Here is a 21,440-nt window from a genome sequence, read left to right as displayed (position 1 = left end):
TTACGCCCTATTCAACTATCGAAAGTATAACTTTCTCAAGTTCTTTTTTAGAAAGCATACTACCATTTATATAGATTTGATATGCATTTTTCCCTTCTTTTGCAGGTACCACTATTTCCATAGCTCGTACATTCGATTCTTTATACTCACCGAATGTAACGTCATAGCCATTTAATGTATATTTTTTTATATCTCCAGTAAAATTTTGTCCTCTTTTAGATGGTTTATCAAATGGTCTATCAAGAAAATAATCTTTATATTCTCCCTCAACGATTTCTAATTGATGAATTGTAAAAACTAATTCTACATCTGAAGTATGTGGCTCTTTTTTTACATTACGATTTTCATATCTCATCGTAATCAACGGCACAGGTTTGTCTAATGTCGCTTCTGCTTTTACTTCTTCAAATACTAATTGATGTCCAACCGGAATATATGTTGGATGCTTGATTGGAAAACCAGTTATTTTTTCAGCTTGTTCAAATGTATAGGTAAAATGTTGATTTATTCTTTCTTCATATATATTTAATTGTTCCATTACTTCTCTATCTCTTTTTTCTTCATCAGCATTTAAACGATTTGTAGCTGTATATTGTCTCTCACCATTCTCTACGACACTTACTTTCTTATAAAAATGGTACGTTTCCTGTAATAAAGCTACATACTTTTCAAAGTCCTCTTCTGTAAATATACTTTTAGCAATTTCTATACGTTCCATTACTAAATTATAACCATCCTCAGTCATTCCCATATCTTGCCTTGCTTTTTCTGGTGTCCCTACAATTTTATCCATTAATGTTGTACCTGCAAAAGTACCAGTCGGTATTAAAATAGCAGCAGCAACAAAGCCAAGTAATAACTTTTTCTTCATAGAAGTTTTTTCTTTGTTCCTCATCTTTTGGTATTTATAAAAAGAAGCTTGTACTTTATCTTCCAGATTAGGAGAAGGCTCTATATTCGCTGCTTTTCTTTTCAATTCATTCGTTACATATTTTTCAAAATCCATTTACTTCTCCCTCTCTTATGTCTGGCATATGATCCATTTCAGCTCTTAATCGTTTTAGTGCAGTATGTAACCGGGATTTCACTGTACCGATAGGGATTTGAAGAAGTGCAGCAATTTCCTCCATACTATATTCATGGAAGTAACGCATAATTATTACTTCACGATGCTTATAAGATAATTTGTGTACAATCTCCACTAATTCATTACGTGTTTCCTTATGTAAAATATCTTCATGCATTATGTAAGAGCAATCTTGTTCATACATTTTTTTCTTTTCAAAAATCCGAAACCTTCGCCACGATTTACGACGCCAATCCTGTACTTGCTTCACAACTAGTCCATGTAACCAAAATCGAAATGAACGATTTATATCATAGTTTGTTACGGATTTCCACATGTGTATATACACTTCATTCACTATATCGTCTACATCTTCGTGTTGACTTCCTACTAAAAATACTACTGTTTTATAAATATCTTTACATGTGTACTCATAAATAACTTGAAAGGCTTCTTGGTCCCCAGACTCCATTTGATATAGCCATTCTTTTAATTGTACTTCTTCCAAAATTACGTTCCCCTCTCATGATCTTTCACACTATATTCGCTCGTTTTTCACAAAAGGTTCATTTTACATGAAAATTTATTTATTACAATAAAAATATAAAGTATATTTTTAAGAAAAGGAGGATTTCAAGAATGAATACAGAGGATAAAATTTACGCTGAAAAAGTGTTAAAAAATCTATTCATCGGATCACAAGTTGATGGATTACAATTTGGTATTTCTCCAGGCGCTATAAAGATTCATTTCACAACCTTTCACGACTCAGTTGATTATGACGGACAATTATATATCAATATCGAATCAAAATGGCATTTATTTAATAAACCTCAAAAAAGATACCCATTAAATGAAGATGAATTTGAAGGTTATTCTGAGGAAGAAGAATATGAAAGAATATTTAAGATAAGAAGACAAAAAGTTACCGATATACAACTCGCCTTAGAAAGCCCTCATTTAATTATTACATTAGAAAGTGGACAAATTATTTTCGTAAATGGTTTTCATGATGATTATGAATGTTGGCAAGCTGGTGTCCAATGTGAGCAATGGCTTGTAGTTGCTGCACCTTGTAATGATATCTCCACTTGCATTCCCGATGAATGTAATAAAAAATAGCTAATGGTATAGCCCCATTAGCTATTTTTTATTTTGAAGAAACACTAGCAAAGCGTCTCCTTCCCAAGATTCCAACTAAACCACCTTCCATGCCCTTCGGTTTCTCCAACCGTTTCACGATATTCGTTTCCGTTAATATAATAATCAATATGAAGGTCCCGGTCCCACATGTTGTTATATAGGTGGAATACATCACGTTTTGCACCGATTTCTTGGATTTGTTTTTCTAACTTACGTTTTACTTGTTCAGGTATTTGATTTGCGACGTGTGTATGGAAAATACAGATTATAGCATCTTTACTTATTTGTTCGATGATAGATGGCAATAGCTCCACACCGTCTCCTTCTATTAATTGAACAGATTCAGTTTTCACTAAAGATGCTGCTTGGTCAAACATTTCAAGTCTTTCTTTATGCTCTGGCCAAATGAGTGCACGTAGCCACAAATAATCTTCATTACTATGTAAATCATTTACATGTAAATCTAGTCCTATTCTTTCTGCGACAGATGGACTTTCTTTTAGAAAATGAGGCACATTCTCTCCTCTTATTTCAGAAGTTACATGCACATTCGAGTTTATATTTCCGTATGTTACATCTGTTCCATACGAATAGCTATATTGATCCCAGAACAGTTGTAATCCAGAACTTGTCCCAATTTCAATTAACGCTAATGTTTTTTTCACTTTATTAAATATGTAACAAAAACTTGGGTATAAGTACGCACATCGCCTTACTTCATTCGTTTGAACGAGTTTCGTTTGTAATAAAGTAATGATTTCTTCTCGATACGTTTTACAGAAATCTTTAAAATAATCAAAAGCTTGATTTAAATCCGTATTAGCATTTTCAACTAAGCTACTGTAATACATTTTTAAATGATGTTCTTTCCCTGATAGTAATAAATAATGTACAGCACCTAATAATAAGTTTGGGACTGGTTGGCCTACTTGAGCATAGGAAGATAGTGTAAGTACTTCCTCATCTTCAGCAATTTGTATTGATAAGTATTCATATAATTCACTTGACCCTTTACATTCCTTTATTGAAAAATTTCGAAATAAGTTTGCGATTTGCTCTTGTGTACGCATCGGTATCCCTCCTTTTTAATATCACGGAATAATCTTACTATTTAAAGACCAGAAATTCCATAAAAAGGTATCCATTCTACCCACTTTCGTATGCGTAAGCTTTTTCGGGATAATTTCAAACTGTAATTTTTTTCTATTTATCACCTTAAAAGAGCTTGTTAAATAAGATTTTTGGCGAATAAAACGTTAAATAGTTTAAAATTATCAGATAACACTAGATATTTTAGTCTATTAATTATTATAATAGAGTATGAGATGGTTATACAATTGAGACAAAAAAGGTAAATACCTAGGTGGGGCCTAGGCGGTGTTTCTCTTTTACGGCTTAGACATAGAAAACACCTACTCTTTTTTGCCAATATAGGGGATGGAGAGATTATCATGAGCAACATGCAGCAAAAAACAGACGTTATCTTAATTGGTGCAGGAATTATGAGTGCAACGTTAGGCTCATTACTAAAAGAATTAGCACCTGAATGGGAAATTAAAGTTTTTGAAAAACTCGCAAGTGCCGGGGAAGAAAGCTCTAATGAATGGAATAATGCAGGTACAGGGCATTCTGCGCTATGCGAACTGAACTATACTTCCGAAAAATCTGACGGATCTATAGATATTAGTAAGGCTGTAAAAGTGAATGAGCAATTCCAGCTTTCAAGACAATTTTGGGCATATCTTGTAAAAAGTAAATTAATTCGTAATCCACAAGATTTCATTATGCCTCTACCTCATATGAGTTTAGTACAAGGTGAAAAAAATGTTGAGTTTCTAAAAAACCGTTTTGAAGCGCTTTCAAAAAATCCACTGTTTCAAGGTATGGAATTTTCCGATGCTCCTGAAACATTAAAAAAATGGCTTCCACTCATTATGGAAGGACGTACACCTAACGAACCAATGGCTGCAACGAAGATTGATTCTGGAACAGATGTTAACTTCGGTGCATTAACACGTATGTTGTTTGATTACTTACAAACGAAAAATGTCGAGCTAAACTACAAACATAGTGTCGAAAATATTAAACGCACAAAGAATGGTTTGTGGGAAGTAAAAGTACACGATATGAATAGTGGTAAAATTGAGCATCACACTGCAAAATTCGTCTTTATCGGCGGCGGTGGCGGTAGTCTACCTCTACTACAAAAGACTGGTATCCCTGAATCAAAACATATTGGTGGATTCCCTGTAAGTGGACTATTTATGGTATGTAAAAACCAAAAAGTTGTCGAGCAACATCATGCGAAAGTATATGGTAAAGCTAAAGTTGGCGCTCCGCCAATGTCTGTACCTCACCTTGATACGAGATATATAGACAATAAAAAAGCTTTACTATTTGGACCGTTCGCAGGGTTCTCTCCTAAGTTCTTAAAAACTGGCTCAAACCTTGACTTAATTGGTTCTGTAAAACCAAATAACGTCTTAACGATGTTAGCTGCTGGTGTAAAAGAAATGGGATTAACAAAATACTTAATTCAGCAAGTTATGTTATCTCACGAAAAACGTATGGAAGAATTACGCGAATTCATTCCGAACGCGAAAAGTGAAGATTGGGATATTGTAGTTGCTGGGCAACGTGTACAAGTAATTAAAGATACTGATGCTGGCGGTAAAGGTACACTTCAATTCGGCACAGAAGTTGTCAGTGCAGCTGACGGCTCAATCGCTGCATTACTAGGTGCCTCACCAGGTGCCTCTACTGCCGTTCACGTCATGCTTGAAGTATTAGAAAAATGCTTCCCAAGCCGCATGGTAGAATGGGAAGAAAAAATAAAAGAAATGATTCCTTCTTATGGCATTTCACTAACTGAAAATCCAAGATTGTTCCAAGACCTTCACACTTCTACAGGTCGTACGCTTGGATTAAATGAAAAAGAAACGGTTCATAATTAAAGAAGTTATTAAAAAACGTCCGATTTATTCGGACGTTTTTTCGTTACTAAAAATTATATTTATCAATATTCTCTTTCGTAAATACAACCCGCTCTGGTAATACTATAATTCCATTTCCTTCTGCTTCATAATCATAACCTTGGATGGAGTTTGGCTCTACTTTCACTTTTCCGATTCCTTTTACTTCGAAACTATCCCCTACTTTTAACTTCTTTCCTTTTACTACTATTTCATTTGCTACATACGTTGCGAGTGCACCTTGTTGTTTTACATCCCATAATCCAAATTGTTGTACTGTTCCTCGTTTTACGTAATCACGCATAACGTTTGGTGTGGAAAAACCAGTTACGACTACTTTTTTATCCATTTTTAAGTTTTCAGCTGCTTGTGCCATCGCTGGTAGTGCCGTTGCATCCGGACAAATGACTGCATTAATATCTGGATATGTTTTTAAAATGTTCTCTCCTACAGATAACGATTTTTGCGCATTATTTTCGCCGTACTGCGTCGTTACAATTTCCCAGTTCGGATATTTCTTTTTAATAATTTCTTTCGCTTTCGTTACCCATTGGTTTTGATCCGTTACCGTTGGACTAGAATAAAAGAAAGCTACTTTTCCTTTATCCCCAATTTGTTTGGAAGTCATTTCAATTAATAAATTAGCAAGTTGATCTGGTGTTCCTTGGCTTATATAAAATGAACGGTCTTTCGGATTCACATCAGAATCCCACGTTAAAACAGTCATTCCTTTTTTCTTAGCTCGTTGTAATGATTGTGATAAACCATCTACTGACGTAGAAGAGACCATAAGTGCATCATAGTTTTGATTAATAAAGTTGTTTATATATTTCACTTGCCCTGATACACTTGCTTCAGACGGTCCATCATATTTCACATGTACGCCTAACTTATCTCCCATCTCTTTTGCTCCTTCACCACCCGATGTAAAGAAGCCAACTCCAGTTAATTTCGGGATGAATGCAAATTTCACATCATCTGCCTTTTTCTTATCTGCCGTTTGACTAGAGCAAGCGATTAAACCGATTAAACAAATGCATACAATGAATACAATCCCCAGTTTTCTCTTCATGACATTTCCCCCTTATGCAAGTTCTTTCTTTTCCACGGTGTGAATTGATGTAATTTGAAATGTCTCATAATAACTGAAAGAATAAGAATAATACCAATAACTACGTTAGATTGTTCATTTGTTAAACCCGTCATTTGCAAGCCATACTGCATGAGTCCTATAAAAATACTCGCCAGTACAGTACCGATAATGCTTCCTTTTCCCCCTGTAATAAGTGTCCCGCCTAATACGACTGCTGTAATAATTGGTAAAATCGTTTCACTTCCCATATCAGCACGTGCGGAGCCGAAATATGCAGTTAAGAAAGCGCCTCCTAATCCACCTCCTAACCCGGAAAGTATGTAAGCGATGATGACTACTTTTTTCGTTTTGATCCCAGTGTATTTTGCTGCATTTTCGTTCGCACCAGTTAATTTGACGTGGCGCCCATAAATAGTACGGTGAAACAATACAGTGCATAAAATCGTTAATATAATCAATAACCATAATAAATTCGGTATCCCTATAAAACTACCGTTTGCCAGTTGTACAAATGCGTCAGGCAAACCACTTATCCCTTCATATCCAGAAGCACCTGCCCCTCCTGAAATGACGAGTGCAATTCCGCCGTATAAAAACATTGTTCCGAGTGTAACGACAAGTGGCTCTACGTCTGTCATTTTTATAATGAATCCGTTTAAAGCTCCTGCTAAACAGCTGATTAAAAGAGCTAATATGACCGCTAACAAAATAGGTATTCCATTCATCCAAAGTACACCAATTATAATCGAAGTTAACCCCATAATCGATCCTACAGAAACGTCAATTCCTCCTGTTACAATAACGAAGGTCATTGGTATCGCTGCGATTGCTATAAATAGAAAATCATTTGTACTAAAAAGGAGATTACTAATATTTAAGAAATCACTACTTATAAAACTAAAGAGAATGAATTCTATAAAAAGTAATACAATTAGAACACCTTCCCATCTGTACAAATACTTCATAGATTCATCCTCCTTTCCGCCTTCCACTTTTTCATAACACTATCTAATATAACGATTACTAATAATAAAAACCCTGAAATAGCATTATTCCAAAACGCAGGTATTTTTAAAAAGACAAGTGAACTACTAATCGCCTCTAAAAATACTGCTCCTAATGCAGCTCCAACTATAGAACCCGTTCCTCCTTTTAAATGAATTCCCCCTAGTACAGCAGCTGCGATAACCTGTAGTTCTATCCCGGTGCCTGTTTGATTTGGAACGAATCCGATATTCATGACAAATATGCAACCAGCGAGCGCAGCGCTTATGCCAGATATAATAAACGCATATATCTTCACTTTATTAACAGGTATACCAATGAGTCTCGCGCCATCTTCATTATCACCTACCGCATAAAAGTATCTTCCGAATGGCACTTTCCTTAAAAAGAAGTATAGTAGTAGTAAAATAATAAGAACAACCCATACAATTATCGGCAAACCAAGTATGACGATCGATGACAATTTCTTAAAATTGTTTGGTACGTCTTCAATCCACTTTCCGCCTGTGAAAATTAACATCGCACCTCTAATGATCCCTAACATACCTAATGTCATAATAATAGCTGGTACCCGAAACTTCGCAACGCCAATCCCATTTATAAAACCGAGAATAGCGCCAAGTAAAATAGCAGCAAGTATGGACAAAAATGTATGATATCCATCCGTTAACAACATCCCGCAAACAGCTGCGCTTAATCCCATAATTGAACCGACTGATACGTCTATATTTTTCGTAAATAAGACGAACGATTGGCCAATTGCTAGCACAACTAAAATAACGCTTGATTTCATCATTAAAGATAACGAGTTAAGCTGAACGAAACTTGGATTTATCATTCCGACAATGGCAATGTAAATGAGTAATAATAGTATGATAGATGTTTCGTGCATTTTATACATACGTTTCATTCCGTTACACCTCCGTATGCAAGACGTGTAACTTCATCTACAGTCATATTTTGTTTCTCTAAATGAGAAACAAATTGTCCATTTCGCATTACATATACACGATTTACTAATTGGACGATTTCTTCAACATCGGAAGAGATTAATAATATTGCGAGTCCTTCTCTTTTCATTTTTTCTATCGTCTCATATACTTCAATCCTTGCTTTCGCATCAATTCCGCGAGTCGGTTCATCAAGAATAATAATTTTTGGATTACACGCAAGATATTTTGCAAGCACGACTTTTTGCTGATTACCTCCCGATAAAGATGCTAGAACTTCATCCATGCTTCGTACAACAATTCGAAACTGTTCTATATACGCCTTCAATAAAGCGCTTTCTTTTTCTTGGTTAATGAAAAAGCGACTATTCTGATGTAAACTTGCTGCAGTCATATTTTCTTTAACCGATGCAATTGAGAAAATACCATTTCTTGCTCTATCCTCTGGCACATAAACTAATCCCTCGCTAAGTCTTTTATGCAAAGAGCATGAATCAATTGATTTTCCTTCTAATAAAATAGAACCTGATTTTATAGACTTCAATCCAAATATGGTTTCTGCTAATTCCGTTCTGCCTGATCCAACAATGCCAGCAATTCCTACAATCTCTCCAGCATGTACAGTAAATGATATATTTTCGAATGCGTGACTCGTTATATCAATTACTTCTAATATTTTTTTCGTTTCTTTTGTCTCTTGCACTATTTCTCTTTTCTCTTCTTGTTTATACCCTTTCGGCAATAACCCCTCCATTAGCATGTCATATGTATAGTCACATACATCACCTTGGCTTACAATCATTCCATCACGTAATATCGCTACTTTGTTGGCAATTTCAAAGATTTCTGGAAAGCGATGCGTAATATATATCATTCCAATTCCTTTTTCTTGTAAACTTTTCATCAGCACAAAAAGACTCTTTATTTCGTGAGTTGTTAATGTCGATGTTGGCTCATCTAAAATAAGAATCTCGGCTTCCCGTATTAATCCTCTAACGATTTCTACTAACTGTTGCTGCGCAATGGATAGTGATCCTCCTAATTCTTTAAGGTCAATATCCCATCTTAAACTGTCAATCAATTGCTGAATCTTTACTTTTAATTCCTTTTTCTTCCCTTTTAGTCCGATACATATATTTTCTTCAATGGTCATATGCGGAAAAATGAGTGGTTCTTGTGGTATTAAGTAAATCCCTTCTCGGTGTGCTTTTTCCGGATTTACAAACTGTTTCCTCATTCCTTTTATATACATTTCTCCACTATCATACGAATATAACCCCGTTAATATTTTCATTAATGTTGATTTTCCAGCACCATTCCCTCCAACTAAAGCGTATATATCGCCACGCTCTACTTGTAAGTTCACCTCTTTTAACACAAGTTGATTTGAAAACGCCTTACTCATTTTCTTTACATGTAATAAAGGTACGTTCTCCACATGATGTCACCTGCCTTCATCCAGAACATTTTTTGAGAAAATGATTATTTGTTCTACTTGTTTTGTAGCATTGTATATTTCTTTTTTCATATCTAGAACACTTTTTTCATCAGACAATTAATCGTTTCAACTGGAATAAACAAAATATATGGCACATATGTTTAAGCAGTGGTCAATTGTTGAAAGGGATGACGCGTATGACACAGCTGAACTTTGAAGAGAATTTATTAACTAAAGTAGCTTGGTACTATTATAAAGACCAATTAACACAACAGGAAATTGCTTCACTTCTTCACATTTCAAGAAATAAAGTTGTCCGATTATTAGATAAGGCGCGCAGTGAAGGTATCGTTACATTTCACGTAAAAGGGACTGGTTTACACTGTTTAAGTATTGAGCGTGACCTAATGAAAAAATTCCATTTAAAAGATGTTTTTATTATCCCTACTCCAATAAACAATTATCACGCTTCTCTCGGAAAAGCTGCTGCACAGTATTTAGAAACTCAGCTCCAACAAGGCGATTTACTCGGCATTGGCTGGGGTGAAACGATTAGCAAAATGCTAGAAAACATTCATTTTGAAACTTCTATTAATCTTTCAATTGTAACGCTAACAGGCGGAGTAAATCACTATCTCCCGAGAAAACAAAACTATTTTCACTACATGCAAGGCGATTTTCACATTATCCCTACGCCGTTTCTAGCATCTACAACCGAAATGGCACAAAGTATTCTATCAGAACCGAGTGTAAAAGATATGCTTCATGTCGCTTCACTTGCTCATACAGCAGTTGTTGGTATTGGCGGGCTATCCCAAGACGCAACTATTGTAAAAGAAGAAAAATTAACACTACGTGAGATGACATATATTCGTAGTCAAAACGGTGCTGGCGATATTTTAGGGCAGTTTTATAATACGAATGGTGATTTATTAAAGCTCCCACATCATAATCGACTAATTGGTACGCCGCTCTCGATTCTGCGCAAAATGAAACATGTCGTTGGTGTTGCTGGAGGTATAGAAAAGATAGATGCAATTTATGGTGCCTTAAAAGGAAAGTTCATTCATACATTAATTACCGATGAGGAAACGGCCCTCTCCTTATTACGAAAGGATGGTGATTGTTAATGTCTCATTTATTAGCTTTTGATGCTGGTACAGGAAGCATTCGAGCTGTTCTTTTTGATTTACTAGGTAATCAAATTGCAGTCAGTCAAAAAGAATGGGTTCATAAAACGGATCCTTGTTATCCAGGTTCTATGAATTTTGATGTAATAGAAAACTGGGAGCTAGTACAACAATGCACGAAAGAAGTTTTACAAAGAAGTAATGTCTCGCCCTCTTCTATTCAAGCTATTAGCGCTACTAGTATGCGAGAAGGTTTTGTTTTATATGATAAAGATGGGCAAGAAATTTGGGCTTGTGCAAATGTTGATGGGCGCGCATCCGCCGAAGTTAGTGAACTAAAAGAAATTCGGTCACATCTTGAAGAAGAATTATATACAAGATCTGGTCAAACTTTTTCATTAGGTGCTTTACCCCGCCTACTTTGGATTAAGAAACATGAACCAGACGTCTATAATGCTATTCACTCTTTTACGATGTTAAACGATTGGATTTTATATAAATTAAGCGGCGTGCTGCAAATCGATCCATCAAATGGATGTACATCCGGTATTTTTGACCTACAAAATAGAGTATGGGATAACGATGTCGCTATCGAGTGCGGTTTAACGTTACCATTTTCAACAACAGTAAATGAAGCGGGTACAGTAATTGGCAACGTCACAAAAGAGTGTGCAGCATTAACTGGATTATGTGAAGGAATTCCTGTCGTCGCCGGGGGCGGAGATGCACAAATGGCCTCACTTGGAACAGGAGTCGTGAAACCTAATCAAACGTTAATATGCGGAGGTAGTTTTTGGCAACAAGAAGTCAATGTTACAGAACCAAAAACAGATCCACATGCTTCCATTCGGGTAAATTGTCACGTTATACCTAACCTTTGGCAATATGAAACGATTTCCTTTTTCCCAGGCCTTGTTATGCGCTGGTTTCGAGATGCTTTTTGCCATGAGGAAAAGAAACTTGCTGACAAACTCGGTGTAGATGCTTATGCATTATTAGAAGAACAAGCGAAAGACGTACCTGTTGGTTCACATGGCATTATCCCTACCTTTTCAAATGTTATGAACTACATTTCTTGGCGTCATGCCGCACCTTCTTTTTTAAATTTAAGTTTAGATGCAGACAAATGCGGAAAAAAGGAACTGTTCCGTGCTATTGAAGAAAATGCTGCCTTCGTTACACTTGGCAACTTAAAATTAACAGAAAATCTCACAGGGACATTCCCTTCTGAAGTCGTTTTTGCTGGCGGTGCTGCTAAAGGAAAACTATGGCCACAAATTTTATCGGACGTCCTTGGTATTCCTGTAAAAGTACCTGTTGTGAAAGAAGCAGCTGCTTTAGGAACTGCGATTGCTGCTGGAGTTGGCGCTGGCATATATTCAGCTATGGAAGAAACTGCTGAACAGTTCGTACAGTGGGAGCACACATTTGAACCAGTTACTGAAAATCATGAACTATATAAAGAATTCTATGAAACATGGAAAACTGTGTATGATAGTCAACTCGCTTTAGCTGATAAAGGTCTCACCTCACATATGTGGATTGCGCCTGGTGCTCTGTAACACATTACATAAAGGAGTGAAAAAGTATGTTAAAAGCGAATGAAAATGACTTCTCCTATCGCTTCGGTGATAATGGGCCGAAATATTTAATACAAGGTCCGAATATTGATCTTGGCCTTGTTGTCATTCAGCCTGGGCAAGAGTTTCAAAATCACTACCATACGACGTGCGAGGAAGTCTTTTATGCATTAGAAGGTGAAATTGATTTCTATGTGAATAACGAAAAAGTTCCGATTAAACAAGGCGATGTATTGCAAGTTCGCCCTCATGAATCTCACTATCTTATTAACCATTCTGACAAACCTTTTAAAGCAGTTTTTATTAAGTCACCACATTTACCAAATAAAGATACGGTACAAACGGAAAATCCAACATTAACGAAGGAGTGATTTCTAATGACTTGGGGATTTAAAAATCGATTAAATACAATTTTACCTGATGGAAGAGCGGTTATGTTAGCGATAGATCACGGCTACTTTTTAGGACCCATTCACGGGCTAGAACAGCCACTTGAAACAGTTAAAAACTTACTTCCTTACACAGATTCCCTCTTTTTAACTCGAGGTGTACTTAGCTCCTGTATTCCTGAAAACTGCAGCACACCGATGGTTATGCGTGTTTCAGGTGGAGCTACTGTCGTCGGTAAAGATTTAGCGAATGAAACAATTGTTACACCAGTAAAAGAAGCAGTAAAACAAAACGCAATTGGCGTCGGTGTTTCTGTTTTCGTCGGATCAGACTATGAAACACAAACTGTTTCAAATCTCGCAAATGTAGTTTCAGAAGCTCACGATTACGGTCTACCAGTACTCGGTATTACCGCTGTTGCGAAAGAATTACAAAAACGTGAAGCACGCTTTCTAGCACTCGCTTCCCGCGTATGTGTTGAAATGGGTGCTGACATTATTAAGACGTATTACTGCGAAGGATTCGAAAAAATCACCAGCACTTGCCCTGCCCCAGTTGTAATCGCTGGTGGTCCAAAACTCGATTCAATTGAAGACGCATTAAACATTACGTACAATGCACTGCAAGAAGGCGCAATCGGCGTAGATATGGGCCGAAACATATGGCAATCTGAACATCCTGCTGCGATGATTCAAGCGATTCATGGCATTGTAAAGAATGGATTGAATGTGAAAGAGGCACTCCAATTATTCGAAGATGTAAAAAATTAAAATAAAGTGAAACTTTAATCAGTGGGGGTTTTCTTCATCCCCCACTGATTATTAGTTGAACCAATCGGACTTTTAGGGGCAGTTGATCCCCCACCTAACTTCTTTGCTTTCGCTGAATTTTGAGGTGGGGGTCTTACTGCCCATTAAAGCGGGATAAACGACAGACTATTACTCTTAAATATATACAAAATTAATATTTACTATAAAGAAAAACCTCTATGTTAGATTACTAAGTAACCTAACATAGAGGTTTTCTTTTACATTTTTTTGTTCCGGATTTAGTCAGATTTCTACAGATCGCGCACATTCCAAACAATCTCACCGCGTTCACCAAACGTACTGTGATGCCGCTTAAATCCTATCTTTTCTAATACCCGGAAAGACGCTGTATTCCAAGCACCTACAGTAGACCAAAGTCTATGGCGACCTGTAGCAATCGCAGCCTCAAGCACTGCTGATGCTGCCTCTGTCGCATAACCATTACGATGAACACTTTGGAACAACTCATATGCAATCTCCGGTTCTTCAAGCGTGGCACGACCAATAATTAAGCCACAGTATCCGATGAAATCCCCTTCTTCTCGCCTACGTATAGTAAGAAGAGAAATACCATTTTCAGTTGCTTTCTTGCGCATTTCGATAAGAGAGCTACGAACCGATTCAATGGTTGGCATGTCCACACCACGTTCACCAATTAATTGTCTCAGCCAGACTGCATCAGATTCCTCCCACATATTCAGATCGAGTCGTTCCGTTTTTAACTGAAACGCCATATCTTTAAAAACAGCTGTCATAGCGGTAACCTCCTATTGATTTCACTGTACTACTTATAATAGTTTCGTACTTTACTATATGGGAAACCTGCTTGATTCTCTAGATTTTCTTGCATTAAGATACATTATTGTTATTTTATGCATAAGTAATTCCTTTGCAAAATAGACCTTTTTATAAAACTTCATTTTAAAAATTTGACTAGGTTACGCTCTTTTAGTTGCTTCTTATACAGTATATGAAATTTATATCAACGATTTTCCAAATATATCAATCGTAACTTGAATTATATCAACGATTTTCTCAATATATCAACGATTCGACGCAAAATATCGATTTACCGACAATATTAGACAGCATTATTTATAAAGCACCCACTCAATTAACTCAATTGCTGCTTTAATACGGTCCTTCGTATCACCTAAAAACAGTCTATTTATATAATCTTCAAAATTAGTTGGTACTATAGATAATGTTTCAATATACTTCAAAGCAGATCCCGCTGGCGGTGTAGGCTTATTATTAACAGCCCATATCCCATCTAACAATGTCCAAATTGAAGTTTGAACTATGTATGAAGCTTTTAACCATTTGCTTTCAAAGCAGATTGAGTTTTAATTAATGAACTATGCAACCAATGAGAAATGCCCTTCACTTTGTCGCTAGAAACACGATAGTTTTCAAATTCATATGTAGCTATTTCCTTTAACTTTTTCAACTCGCCGCTTTTATCAAATAAAATTTCTTCTCTCGTTTCAGAATGAAATTTCTTATTTTGTCCGTCTTCTAAAAGAACATAGAAGTCTAAATCTGAATCAGGATATGCATCACCTCTTGCGACAGATCCGATAAGCATACATCCAGTTATCTTATTTATAGATAAGATTTCAGCTACTATGGTTTGCGCTAATTTTTTATGTTGTTCATGTTTAATAGATATTTGTGCTTCTAACATTCGTAACCTCCAAACATATTATTATGAAGTTATTCGTTACCTAAATATATTGTAGTTCTCTTATAATCTTCTACATACTTATTCAATAATTGTTAGTTCATATACAATTGCGTCTTTACTGCTTTTGGTTTTATCTTGAATCGTAACAATATCTCCAGCTTTTATTTTCGAAGCGTTCACTACTTTTACCATTTCTGGTGGAACAGCCCCTCCATTGTTCTCTTTATTTAGTGGAAGCCACTTTACTGATTTATTAGTTGCTTCTAAAATTTTGTATTTAATTGTACCATCATATTTTATTTCACCAACAAGATCTTTTACTAATATAGGTGTATATTTACCCTCTTCTTTTTCCAAAGAAATATGATCACCTATATCTGGTATACCGTTTCTTACAGGTGCCTCCCATTTTGTTGGATTTAAATCATTTAAACTTACCTTCACACTATCTTCTTTATTTGAGTTAGCATCTTTTAGAAATATATCATTATACTTCTTATCAATAATGATATATTCCTTCCGCTCTACTATTTTTGCACTACTTTCACGTTTTTCTTCCTCATTCTTAGATACTTCTTCTTCCACTTTATTATTACTACATGCTGATAATAATGTCGTCGCTAAAGCTGCCATTAGTAACATTTTTTTCACTTCATTTACCTCCATTTATAATGAAACAATTAAATATATATTACATCCATATTTTACTATAAATCAAAAAAAAGAGGATATTTGTTTATTAATAAACAAATATCCTCTAACTTTAACTATATATTACGACTGTTGATAAGCCGCTTTCGATGATTTCACATAATAAACTGCGTGATCCACGTTAATGATATGATCTGGTTTTGGTTTACCACGACTCGCTCTATGTCCTGCTAGATGTTCTTCACTTGTTTCCCAGTTTTTCCATGCTTCTTCAGATTCCCAGCGAATCATAACGACAACTTCTTCGTCGCCGCGTCTTACTTTTTTCACAAGAACGCTTAAGTCGATGAAGCCTTCAAATTTTTCAATAATACCTTCTCCAGTGAAACGTTCTACAACTATATTTGATGTACCTTCTTTTACTGTAAATGTTTTCGTTTCGATAAACATATAATCCCACTCCCTCTTTGTAATACGAATACTAGTATTCTTCTATTATAGTTGATTATGATAATTATTTTCAATTAAAAAGTTATAATTATTTGAATTATGCTGATTTCTCTTCTATCGCCTCATCTAAAAATTTGAAATACGGAAGTAATATTCCTATTAAAGAAATGGTACATATAATCGCACCGATGATAAAGTATAGTGCTCTCACTCCCCACATTTCACTCAGTATGCCTCCTAATAACACACCTAACGGCATAGCGGATCGTATGAAAAATAACCGCACTGAAAATACTTGCCCTATCATATTGTTTGGTACTGTTTGTTGGCATATCGTTGTGTTATGAACATTGAAAAAGGCAATGCAAATGCCTGCAACTACTTCAATGAACACCGCAATTACTATACTATGATTGAACCCTAGAAAAATGTATGTGAGTCCTCCTATAAACAATCCACCAAGCATAAGTATACGCCGGCTTTTATATGTTACTTTTCCGACTAGTATTGATCCAATTACATAGCCAAACGGGAAACCAGCCATAAAATAACCAAACTCCGCATACCCGGCTGACAGCTCGTCTTTTATATAGGGAAGATTTGTAACTAGCGTAACCCCAACTCCAAATTGCACGAAAGTAAGAAAAATACCGAGCCAAACGATAACTGGTTTTGTGAAAAAATATGTAAAACCGTGAAGAAACTGTTCTAACCACGTTTTCCGAATAGATTGTTTTGTTCTCTTTTCTTTTATATTAAGTAATAATGCACCACTAACAAATAGACAAATACATACGAAAGATAATGTAAGTTCTGTTCCAATCAAATGAATGATTACTCCGGCTAATACGGGCGCAAGAAACATCATAAGACGAGCCATTCCATCAATATACGCATTTGCGTCTTGAAGCTGTTCTTTACTTACAATACTCGGTGTAATTGCTTGACTTGCAGGTGTATAAAGCGGCGTAATAAGTCCGATTATTATTTGGACGACATATATGTGCCAAACTTCTATACTACTAGTAAGTAACATGACTAACGGCAATAAAAAAATCGAAGCTCGCACCCATTGCGAAAAAATCATAATCCACTTCCGGCTCCATTTATCAATAAATGGTCCACTTATTAGTTGTAGTATGAGTGACGGGATAAAATATAATAACCACATACTACTTAATGCTGTTTTTGATCCTGTTAATTCGTAAACAAGAATTGAATTACATAACGTTTCGAAAGCCCCGCCTAACTCTGAAATTGCACTGCCAATCCACATATAAAAGAACGAACGGTTTTTCAATATATTTTTCAATTTCATACACCAACTTTTCTACTAGATTCCTCCCTTTATGTGCATTCTAGTTGCATATTATCTATTTAAAAACGCATCTAATTCTTTCGCTAACGACTGTACTGCTTTCTTTCTCAATACATATTTCCCCTCATGTATATCAACTAACTTCGCTGCACGTAACAATTTCAAATGGTGGTGTACTGTCGATTTACCGAGTTGCAGTCTTTCTGTAATTTCCTGCAAAGTCCGTTCTTGTTCGAACAACATTTTTACAATGCGTAGCCTCGCTTCATCCCCAAGTGCCTTATGTTTTTGAACTAAAAAATAATTCGGTTCATATAGATCTTCAGGATGGATGCTTTCGTTTGCGACTGGGTAATGAAATACTTTCGTATCTTCAATATCCGCCTCAATGTTCCACGGTCTGTACGTCATTTGCGGGATAAGAAGTACATAATGAACACTTGGTTCTGGCATATAGTTCACACCGCCAGTCGCCCACTCGACAAACTCTTCTGGTTTCATCTTTTTATTCATTTCATTTTTCGCTTCATAATCTCTTTGCAATATAGAAAGTATTTGCTCCTCCTCTTTCTGAATAACACTCTCATACCACCCTGTCATAACGGCTACTAAATGGTTCTTTAGTTTTTGCACATCGATATTACATATAAAACGAATATACGTAGAGAAAAACTGATGATCTTGTGTCAGCTCCTCTAGTTCATATATTGCAGTTACGTCTCCACTTGCTGCTAAATGTCTTTTCTTTTCATACTTCTCGCCTAAAAACGGTAAGCATATATATTTCAAATCTACTTCTGAAAGCGAATCGATTTTAGCATGAAACTGTGCTAAGTCCTGAAAATCCTCTTTATACAACAACTGAAGTAACGCTTTCCACGTATTATGTTCTTCTACAAACTGTAAGTGCTCTCTCATTTCTTCTGTTAAGGATTCCTTAATTTCTTCCCATTCATTTTGACTCTTTTCAAGAGTATCGATTAACCTTTTATGAGTAATTGCTGCAATGCCAAGTGCACATTCGAAAAGTATCGAATATTTCACTTGAATGTTATAAGTTTCCCTCTTTCTACTCGTTATGTGATAGACCTCCATTTTTATCCCCTCCTTGTTTGCTATATATTAAATTCTATTTTCATCGAATTTTACCTTCTATTTTTTTAGAATTAATAAAATTTTAGTTGAAACACATTCATTCTAAATTAAGAAGAATAGGAGCTTTTTTATATACAAATAATAAGCCTCAAGGAGTTGTTGATATGCATTTTATATTAAATATGTTAGGAATTTTCGTTGTAATATTAATCGTTTTCCTATGTTCGCCTAATAAAAAACAAATAAAATGGAGACCAATCGTTATTCTAATCATATTGGAGCTCTTTATTACATGGTTTATGTTAGGCACGAAGCTCGGCAGTATTATCATTAATAAAATCGCGTCATTTTTCAGTTGGCTACTATCGTGTGCGAATGAAGGTATTCGGTTTGCCTTTCCTTCCGCTATGGACAGTCCACACATTGATTTCTTCTTTAGTGCATTACTTCCTATCATTTTCGTTATCACTTTTTTCGATATTCTTTCGTACTTTGGGATCTTAACTTGGATTATTGATAAAGTAGGTGCAGTTATTTCAAAGATTTCTCGTTTACCAAAGTTAGAAAGTTTCTTTTCCATTCAAATGATGTTTTTAGGAAACACCGAAGCACTTGCGGTTGTTCGTGATCAGTTATCCGTTTTAAAAGAAAATCGTTTGCTGACTTTTGGAATTATGAGTATGAGTAGCGTTAGCGGATCCATTCTTGGCGCCTATTTATCAATGGTTCCAGCAACATATATTTTCAGCGCTATCCCTTTAAACTGTATTAACGCATTAATTTTAGCCAATGTATTAAATCCTGTAGAAGTTACGAAAGAAGATGATGTCGTATATACACCTTCAAAAGATGAAAAAAAGGATTTCTTTTCTACTATTTCAAACAGTATGTTAGTCGGGATGAATATGGTTATCGTTATTTTAGCTATGGTAATTGGTTATGTGGCATTAACTGCATGTTTAAATGGAATTTTAGGCTTTTTCGTCACAGGTTTAACAATTCAAAAAATCTTCTCCATTATCTTTAGCCCCTTTGCTTTTTTACTCGGTTTATCGGGCAGTGATGCGATGTATGTAGCTGAATTAATGGGGATTAAAATAACGACGAATGAATTTGTTGCAATGATGGATTTAAAATCGAACCTAAAGTCTTTACAACCACATACGATTGCAGTTGCAACTACATTTCTAGCTTCTTTTGCTAACTTTAGTACAGTAGGTATGATTTACGGAACTTACAATTCATTATTTGGCGGAGAAAAATCAGCCATTATCGGTAAAAATGTTTGGAAGCTTCTCGTTAGCGGGATGGCAGTTTCCTTATTAAGCGCTATGCTTGTTGGACTATTTGTATGGTAAATATTCTTTAAAATAAAAGACACCCAATCGAATTGAGTGTCTTTTATTATTATTTTCGAATCTGACCATTTCCACGAATCACATATTTTGTAGAAGTTAATGCAGGAAGTCCCATCGGTCCCCTTACGTGTAGTTTTTGTGTACTGATGCCAATTTCTGCGCCGAATCCGAATTCAGATCCATCAGTAAAACGAGTGGATGCATTATGATACAGTGCAGCCGCATCAACAGATGTGAAGAACTTATTGACGTTTTCCTCGTTTTCTGAAATAATCGCTTCGGAATGCATAGAACCATACGTATTTATGTGATGAATCGCTTCTTCTATAGAAGAAACTACTTTCACTGCCAGTGTGAGAGATAAAAATTCTGTTTCCCAGTCTTCTTCTGAAGCAAGTACAATTGAAGAATCAATAGCCAATGCTCTCTGATCACCGCGTAGCTCCACACCTTTTTCCTTCAAAGTTGAAAACAGCTCGCTACCAAATTGATGCGCCCACTTCTCATGAAGTACAATCGTTTCAATGGCATTACATACAGATGGACGCTGCGTTTTTGCATTTATAATAATATCAATTGCCATTTGCTTATCCGCTGTTTCATCAATGAAAATATGACAATTTCCCGCACCTGTTTCAAGTACTGGAACAGAAGCTTCTCTCACTACCGTATCAATTAATTGTTTGCCACCTCTTGGAATAAGAACGTCTAGGTAATCATTCATTGTAAACAACTGCTTTGCGCTATCCCGTGTTGTGTCTTCTATAAGCTGTACACTTTCTTCTGGCAAGCTTGTTTGTTTAAGCGCTCGGTGAATAACTTCAACAATAGCTTTGTTAGAATTAATAGCAGAAGAACTACCACGTAATATAACTGCGTTTCCTGTTTTCAAGCAAATCGTAGCAGCATCTACTGTTACATTTGGCCTTGCCTCATAAATCATCCCAACAACACCAAGTGGTACACGCATCTCCTGAATAGATAGTCCATTTGGTCGCTCCCATTCACTTACACGTTCTCCAACTGGATCACGTAATTCGATTAACTGCTTAATCCCCTCTGCCATATCAACAATTCGTTGTTCAGTTAGCATAAGTCGATCAAGGAGTGAATCAGAAAATCCTTTTGCCTTACCTTCTTCGATATCACGTTTGTTTTCCTCTACAATATAAGCTGTTTCTACTATTAGCCTTTCAGCAATAGCAGTAAGTGCTTCGTTTTTTTGACTTGTAGATTTTAGTACAAGTTCTCTAGCAATTTCTTTCGCTTTTTTTCCCTTTGCCAACACTTCATTCATCTTCATTT

General features: G+C 35.8%; 20 protein-coding genes and 1 pseudogene. 7 read left to right on the top strand and 14 right to left on the bottom strand.

The window, feature by feature from the left end; all coding sequences use genetic code 11:
* Positions 1-7 precede the first annotated feature (7 nt).
* Both DN389_RS13810 and DN389_RS13805 read right to left on the bottom strand, forming a co-directional pair.
* A complete protein-coding gene (locus DN389_RS13810) occupies positions 8-1,006 on the bottom strand; it encodes a hypothetical protein (protein ID WP_149237274.1) in 999 nt (332 codons plus the stop codon).
* Positions 996-1,574 carry a sigma-70 family RNA polymerase sigma factor gene (locus tag DN389_RS13805; protein ID WP_098190396.1) on the bottom strand — a complete coding sequence of 193 codons (579 nt, stop codon included), beginning with the start codon at positions 1,572-1,574 and terminating at the stop codon, positions 996-998. The genes DN389_RS13810 and DN389_RS13805 overlap by 11 nt, the downstream gene beginning before the upstream one ends.
* 131 nt (positions 1,575-1,705) lie before the next feature.
* Here DN389_RS13805 and DN389_RS13800 point away from each other — a divergent pair, with 131 nt between their 5' ends.
* Positions 1,706-2,188: a hypothetical protein gene (locus tag DN389_RS13800; protein ID WP_098190397.1), complete on the top strand. Its 483-nt coding sequence runs from the start codon at positions 1,706-1,708 to the stop codon at positions 2,186-2,188.
* Positions 2,189-2,232: 44 nt separating this feature from the next.
* On the opposite strand, the gene DN389_RS13795 is transcribed toward DN389_RS13800, so the two are convergent.
* Entirely contained in the window at positions 2,233-3,279 is a 1,047-nt protein-coding gene (locus tag DN389_RS13795) for a DUF2332 domain-containing protein (RefSeq protein WP_088122423.1), read from the bottom strand.
* A 381-nt stretch (positions 3,280-3,660) separates the two neighbouring features.
* Between DN389_RS13795 and DN389_RS13790 the strand changes: the two genes are divergently transcribed.
* The gene (locus DN389_RS13790) at positions 3,661-5,163 is read left to right on the top strand and encodes a malate:quinone oxidoreductase (RefSeq protein ID WP_000069156.1); all 1,503 of its coding nucleotides are present in this window, start codon (positions 3,661-3,663) and stop codon (positions 5,161-5,163) included.
* A 46-nt stretch (positions 5,164-5,209) separates the two neighbouring features.
* Here the strand turns inward: DN389_RS13790 and lsrB are convergent, their stop codons facing one another.
* From lsrB to DN389_RS13770, 4 genes are read right to left on the bottom strand one after another with little or no spacing between them, the layout of a single operon-like run.
* Positions 5,210-6,253, bottom strand: coding sequence for an autoinducer 2 ABC transporter substrate-binding protein LsrB (gene lsrB / locus DN389_RS13785; RefSeq protein WP_098068323.1), 1,044 nt, complete (start codon positions 6,251-6,253; stop codon positions 5,210-5,212).
* Positions 6,250-7,239: an ABC transporter permease gene (locus DN389_RS13780; protein ID WP_137014024.1), complete on the bottom strand. Its 990-nt coding sequence runs from the start codon at positions 7,237-7,239 to the stop codon at positions 6,250-6,252. The genes lsrB and DN389_RS13780 overlap by 4 nt, the downstream gene beginning before the upstream one ends.
* Complete coding sequence (locus DN389_RS13775) at positions 7,236-8,189, bottom strand: ABC transporter permease subunit (protein WP_098190398.1); 954 nt, start codon at positions 8,187-8,189, stop codon at positions 7,236-7,238. Before DN389_RS13775 ends, DN389_RS13780 begins: the two co-directional genes overlap by 4 nt.
* Positions 8,186-9,667, bottom strand: coding sequence for a sugar ABC transporter ATP-binding protein (locus tag DN389_RS13770; RefSeq protein ID WP_098190399.1), 1,482 nt, complete (start codon positions 9,665-9,667; stop codon positions 8,186-8,188). The genes DN389_RS13775 and DN389_RS13770 overlap by 4 nt, the downstream gene beginning before the upstream one ends.
* A gap of 197 nt (positions 9,668-9,864) precedes the next feature.
* Between DN389_RS13770 and DN389_RS13765 the strand changes: the two genes are divergently transcribed.
* Genes DN389_RS13765 through lsrF form a run of 4 tightly spaced genes read left to right on the top strand, consistent with a single transcriptional unit; the run spans position 9,865 to position 13,537 of the window.
* Positions 9,865-10,797 (top strand): sugar-binding transcriptional regulator, encoded by a 933-nt coding sequence (locus DN389_RS13765; RefSeq protein WP_098190400.1) that lies wholly within the window; start codon positions 9,865-9,867, stop codon positions 10,795-10,797.
* Positions 10,797-12,359, top strand: coding sequence for an autoinducer-2 kinase (gene lsrK, locus DN389_RS13760; protein ID WP_149237273.1), 1,563 nt, complete (start codon positions 10,797-10,799; stop codon positions 12,357-12,359). The genes DN389_RS13765 and lsrK overlap by 1 nt, the downstream gene beginning before the upstream one ends.
* 26 nt (positions 12,360-12,385) lie before the next feature.
* The gene (locus DN389_RS13755; RefSeq protein ID WP_046959771.1) at positions 12,386-12,748 is read left to right on the top strand and encodes a cupin domain-containing protein; all 363 of its coding nucleotides are present in this window, start codon (positions 12,386-12,388) and stop codon (positions 12,746-12,748) included.
* Positions 12,749-12,754: 6 nt separating this feature from the next.
* Positions 12,755-13,537, top strand: coding sequence for a 3-hydroxy-5-phosphonooxypentane-2,4-dione thiolase (gene lsrF, locus DN389_RS13750; RefSeq protein ID WP_000219776.1), 783 nt, complete (start codon positions 12,755-12,757; stop codon positions 13,535-13,537).
* 290 nt (positions 13,538-13,827) lie between these two features.
* On the opposite strand, the gene DN389_RS13745 is transcribed toward lsrF, so the two are convergent.
* From DN389_RS13745 to DN389_RS13720, 6 genes and pseudogenes are all read right to left on the bottom strand, one after another.
* Positions 13,828-14,331, bottom strand: coding sequence for a GNAT family N-acetyltransferase (locus tag DN389_RS13745; protein WP_098190402.1), 504 nt, complete (start codon positions 14,329-14,331; stop codon positions 13,828-13,830).
* Positions 14,332-14,667: 336 nt separating this feature from the next.
* Positions 14,668-15,263: pseudogene (locus tag DN389_RS13740) on the bottom strand (nucleotidyltransferase family protein).
* Between the two features lie 78 nt (positions 15,264-15,341).
* Positions 15,342-15,929: a hypothetical protein gene (locus DN389_RS13735; protein WP_098190403.1), complete on the bottom strand. Its 588-nt coding sequence runs from the start codon at positions 15,927-15,929 to the stop codon at positions 15,342-15,344.
* A 108-nt stretch (positions 15,930-16,037) separates the two neighbouring features.
* Positions 16,038-16,364 carry a heme-degrading monooxygenase HmoA gene (hmoA, locus tag DN389_RS13730; protein WP_000469503.1) on the bottom strand — a complete coding sequence of 109 codons (327 nt, stop codon included), beginning with the start codon at positions 16,362-16,364 and terminating at the stop codon, positions 16,038-16,040.
* Positions 16,365-16,461: 97 nt separating this feature from the next.
* Complete coding sequence (locus DN389_RS13725) at positions 16,462-17,682, bottom strand: MFS transporter (protein ID WP_149237272.1); 1,221 nt, start codon at positions 17,680-17,682, stop codon at positions 16,462-16,464.
* Between the two features lie 51 nt (positions 17,683-17,733).
* Positions 17,734-18,777: an ArsR/SmtB family transcription factor gene (locus DN389_RS13720; RefSeq protein WP_088122431.1), complete on the bottom strand. Its 1,044-nt coding sequence runs from the start codon at positions 18,775-18,777 to the stop codon at positions 17,734-17,736.
* 164 nt (positions 18,778-18,941) lie between these two features.
* Between DN389_RS13720 and DN389_RS13715 the strand changes: the two genes are divergently transcribed.
* The gene (locus DN389_RS13715; RefSeq protein ID WP_088080942.1) at positions 18,942-20,135 is read left to right on the top strand and encodes a NupC/NupG family nucleoside CNT transporter; all 1,194 of its coding nucleotides are present in this window, start codon (positions 18,942-18,944) and stop codon (positions 20,133-20,135) included.
* A 49-nt stretch (positions 20,136-20,184) separates the two neighbouring features.
* On the opposite strand, the gene DN389_RS13710 is transcribed toward DN389_RS13715, so the two are convergent.
* The gene (locus tag DN389_RS13710; protein ID WP_098190406.1) at positions 20,185-21,432 is read right to left on the bottom strand and encodes a glutamate-5-semialdehyde dehydrogenase; all 1,248 of its coding nucleotides are present in this window, start codon (positions 21,430-21,432) and stop codon (positions 20,185-20,187) included.
* Between the last annotated feature and the right edge of the window lie 8 nt (positions 21,433-21,440).

It is taken from the genome of Bacillus sp. AY3-1 (assembly GCF_008368785.1).
Classification (GTDB): Bacteria; Bacillota; Bacilli; order Bacillales; family Bacillaceae_G; genus Bacillus_A; species Bacillus_A wiedmannii.
The sequence above is the reverse complement of the archived record's forward strand: the minus strand, read 5'-3'. Positions and strand labels throughout refer to the sequence as shown.

Bases quoted from the DNA above. Each gene is read 5' to 3' on its own strand.
- DN389_RS13780 (WP_137014024.1), bottom strand. From the start codon at position 7,239: ATGAAGTATTTGTACAGATGGGAAGGTGTTCTAATTGTATTACTTTTT.
- DN389_RS13795 (WP_088122423.1), bottom strand. From the start codon at position 3,279: ATGCGTACACAAGAGCAAATCGCAAACTTATTTCGAAATTTTTCAATA.
- DN389_RS13810 (WP_149237274.1), bottom strand. From the start codon at position 1,006: ATGGATTTTGAAAAATATGTAACGAATGAATTGAAAAGAAAAGCAGCG.
- lsrF (WP_000219776.1), top strand. From the start codon at position 12,755: ATGACTTGGGGATTTAAAAATCGATTAAATACAATTTTACCTGATGGA.
- DN389_RS13745 (WP_098190402.1), bottom strand. From the start codon at position 14,331: ATGACAGCTGTTTTTAAAGATATGGCGTTTCAGTTAAAAACGGAACGA.
- DN389_RS13715 (WP_088080942.1), top strand. From the start codon at position 18,942: ATGCATTTTATATTAAATATGTTAGGAATTTTCGTTGTAATATTAATC.
- DN389_RS13735 (WP_098190403.1), bottom strand. From the start codon at position 15,929: ATGGAGGTAAATGAAGTGAAAAAAATGTTACTAATGGCAGCTTTAGCG.
- hmoA (WP_000469503.1), bottom strand. From the start codon at position 16,364: ATGTTTATCGAAACGAAAACATTTACAGTAAAAGAAGGTACATCAAAT.
- DN389_RS13710 (WP_098190406.1), bottom strand. From the start codon at position 21,432: ATGAATGAAGTGTTGGCAAAGGGAAAAAAAGCGAAAGAAATTGCTAGA.
- lsrB (WP_098068323.1), bottom strand. From the start codon at position 6,253: ATGAAGAGAAAACTGGGGATTGTATTCATTGTATGCATTTGTTTAATC.
- DN389_RS13720 (WP_088122431.1), bottom strand. From the start codon at position 18,777: ATGGAGGTCTATCACATAACGAGTAGAAAGAGGGAAACTTATAACATT.
- DN389_RS13725 (WP_149237272.1), bottom strand. From the start codon at position 17,682: ATGAAATTGAAAAATATATTGAAAAACCGTTCGTTCTTTTATATGTGG.
- lsrK (WP_149237273.1), top strand. From the start codon at position 10,797: ATGTCTCATTTATTAGCTTTTGATGCTGGTACAGGAAGCATTCGAGCT.
- DN389_RS13765 (WP_098190400.1), top strand. From the start codon at position 9,865: ATGACACAGCTGAACTTTGAAGAGAATTTATTAACTAAAGTAGCTTGG.
- DN389_RS13755 (WP_046959771.1), top strand. From the start codon at position 12,386: ATGTTAAAAGCGAATGAAAATGACTTCTCCTATCGCTTCGGTGATAAT.
- DN389_RS13790 (WP_000069156.1), top strand. From the start codon at position 3,661: ATGAGCAACATGCAGCAAAAAACAGACGTTATCTTAATTGGTGCAGGA.
- DN389_RS13800 (WP_098190397.1), top strand. From the start codon at position 1,706: ATGAATACAGAGGATAAAATTTACGCTGAAAAAGTGTTAAAAAATCTA.
- DN389_RS13775 (WP_098190398.1), bottom strand. From the start codon at position 8,189: ATGAAACGTATGTATAAAATGCACGAAACATCTATCATACTATTATTA.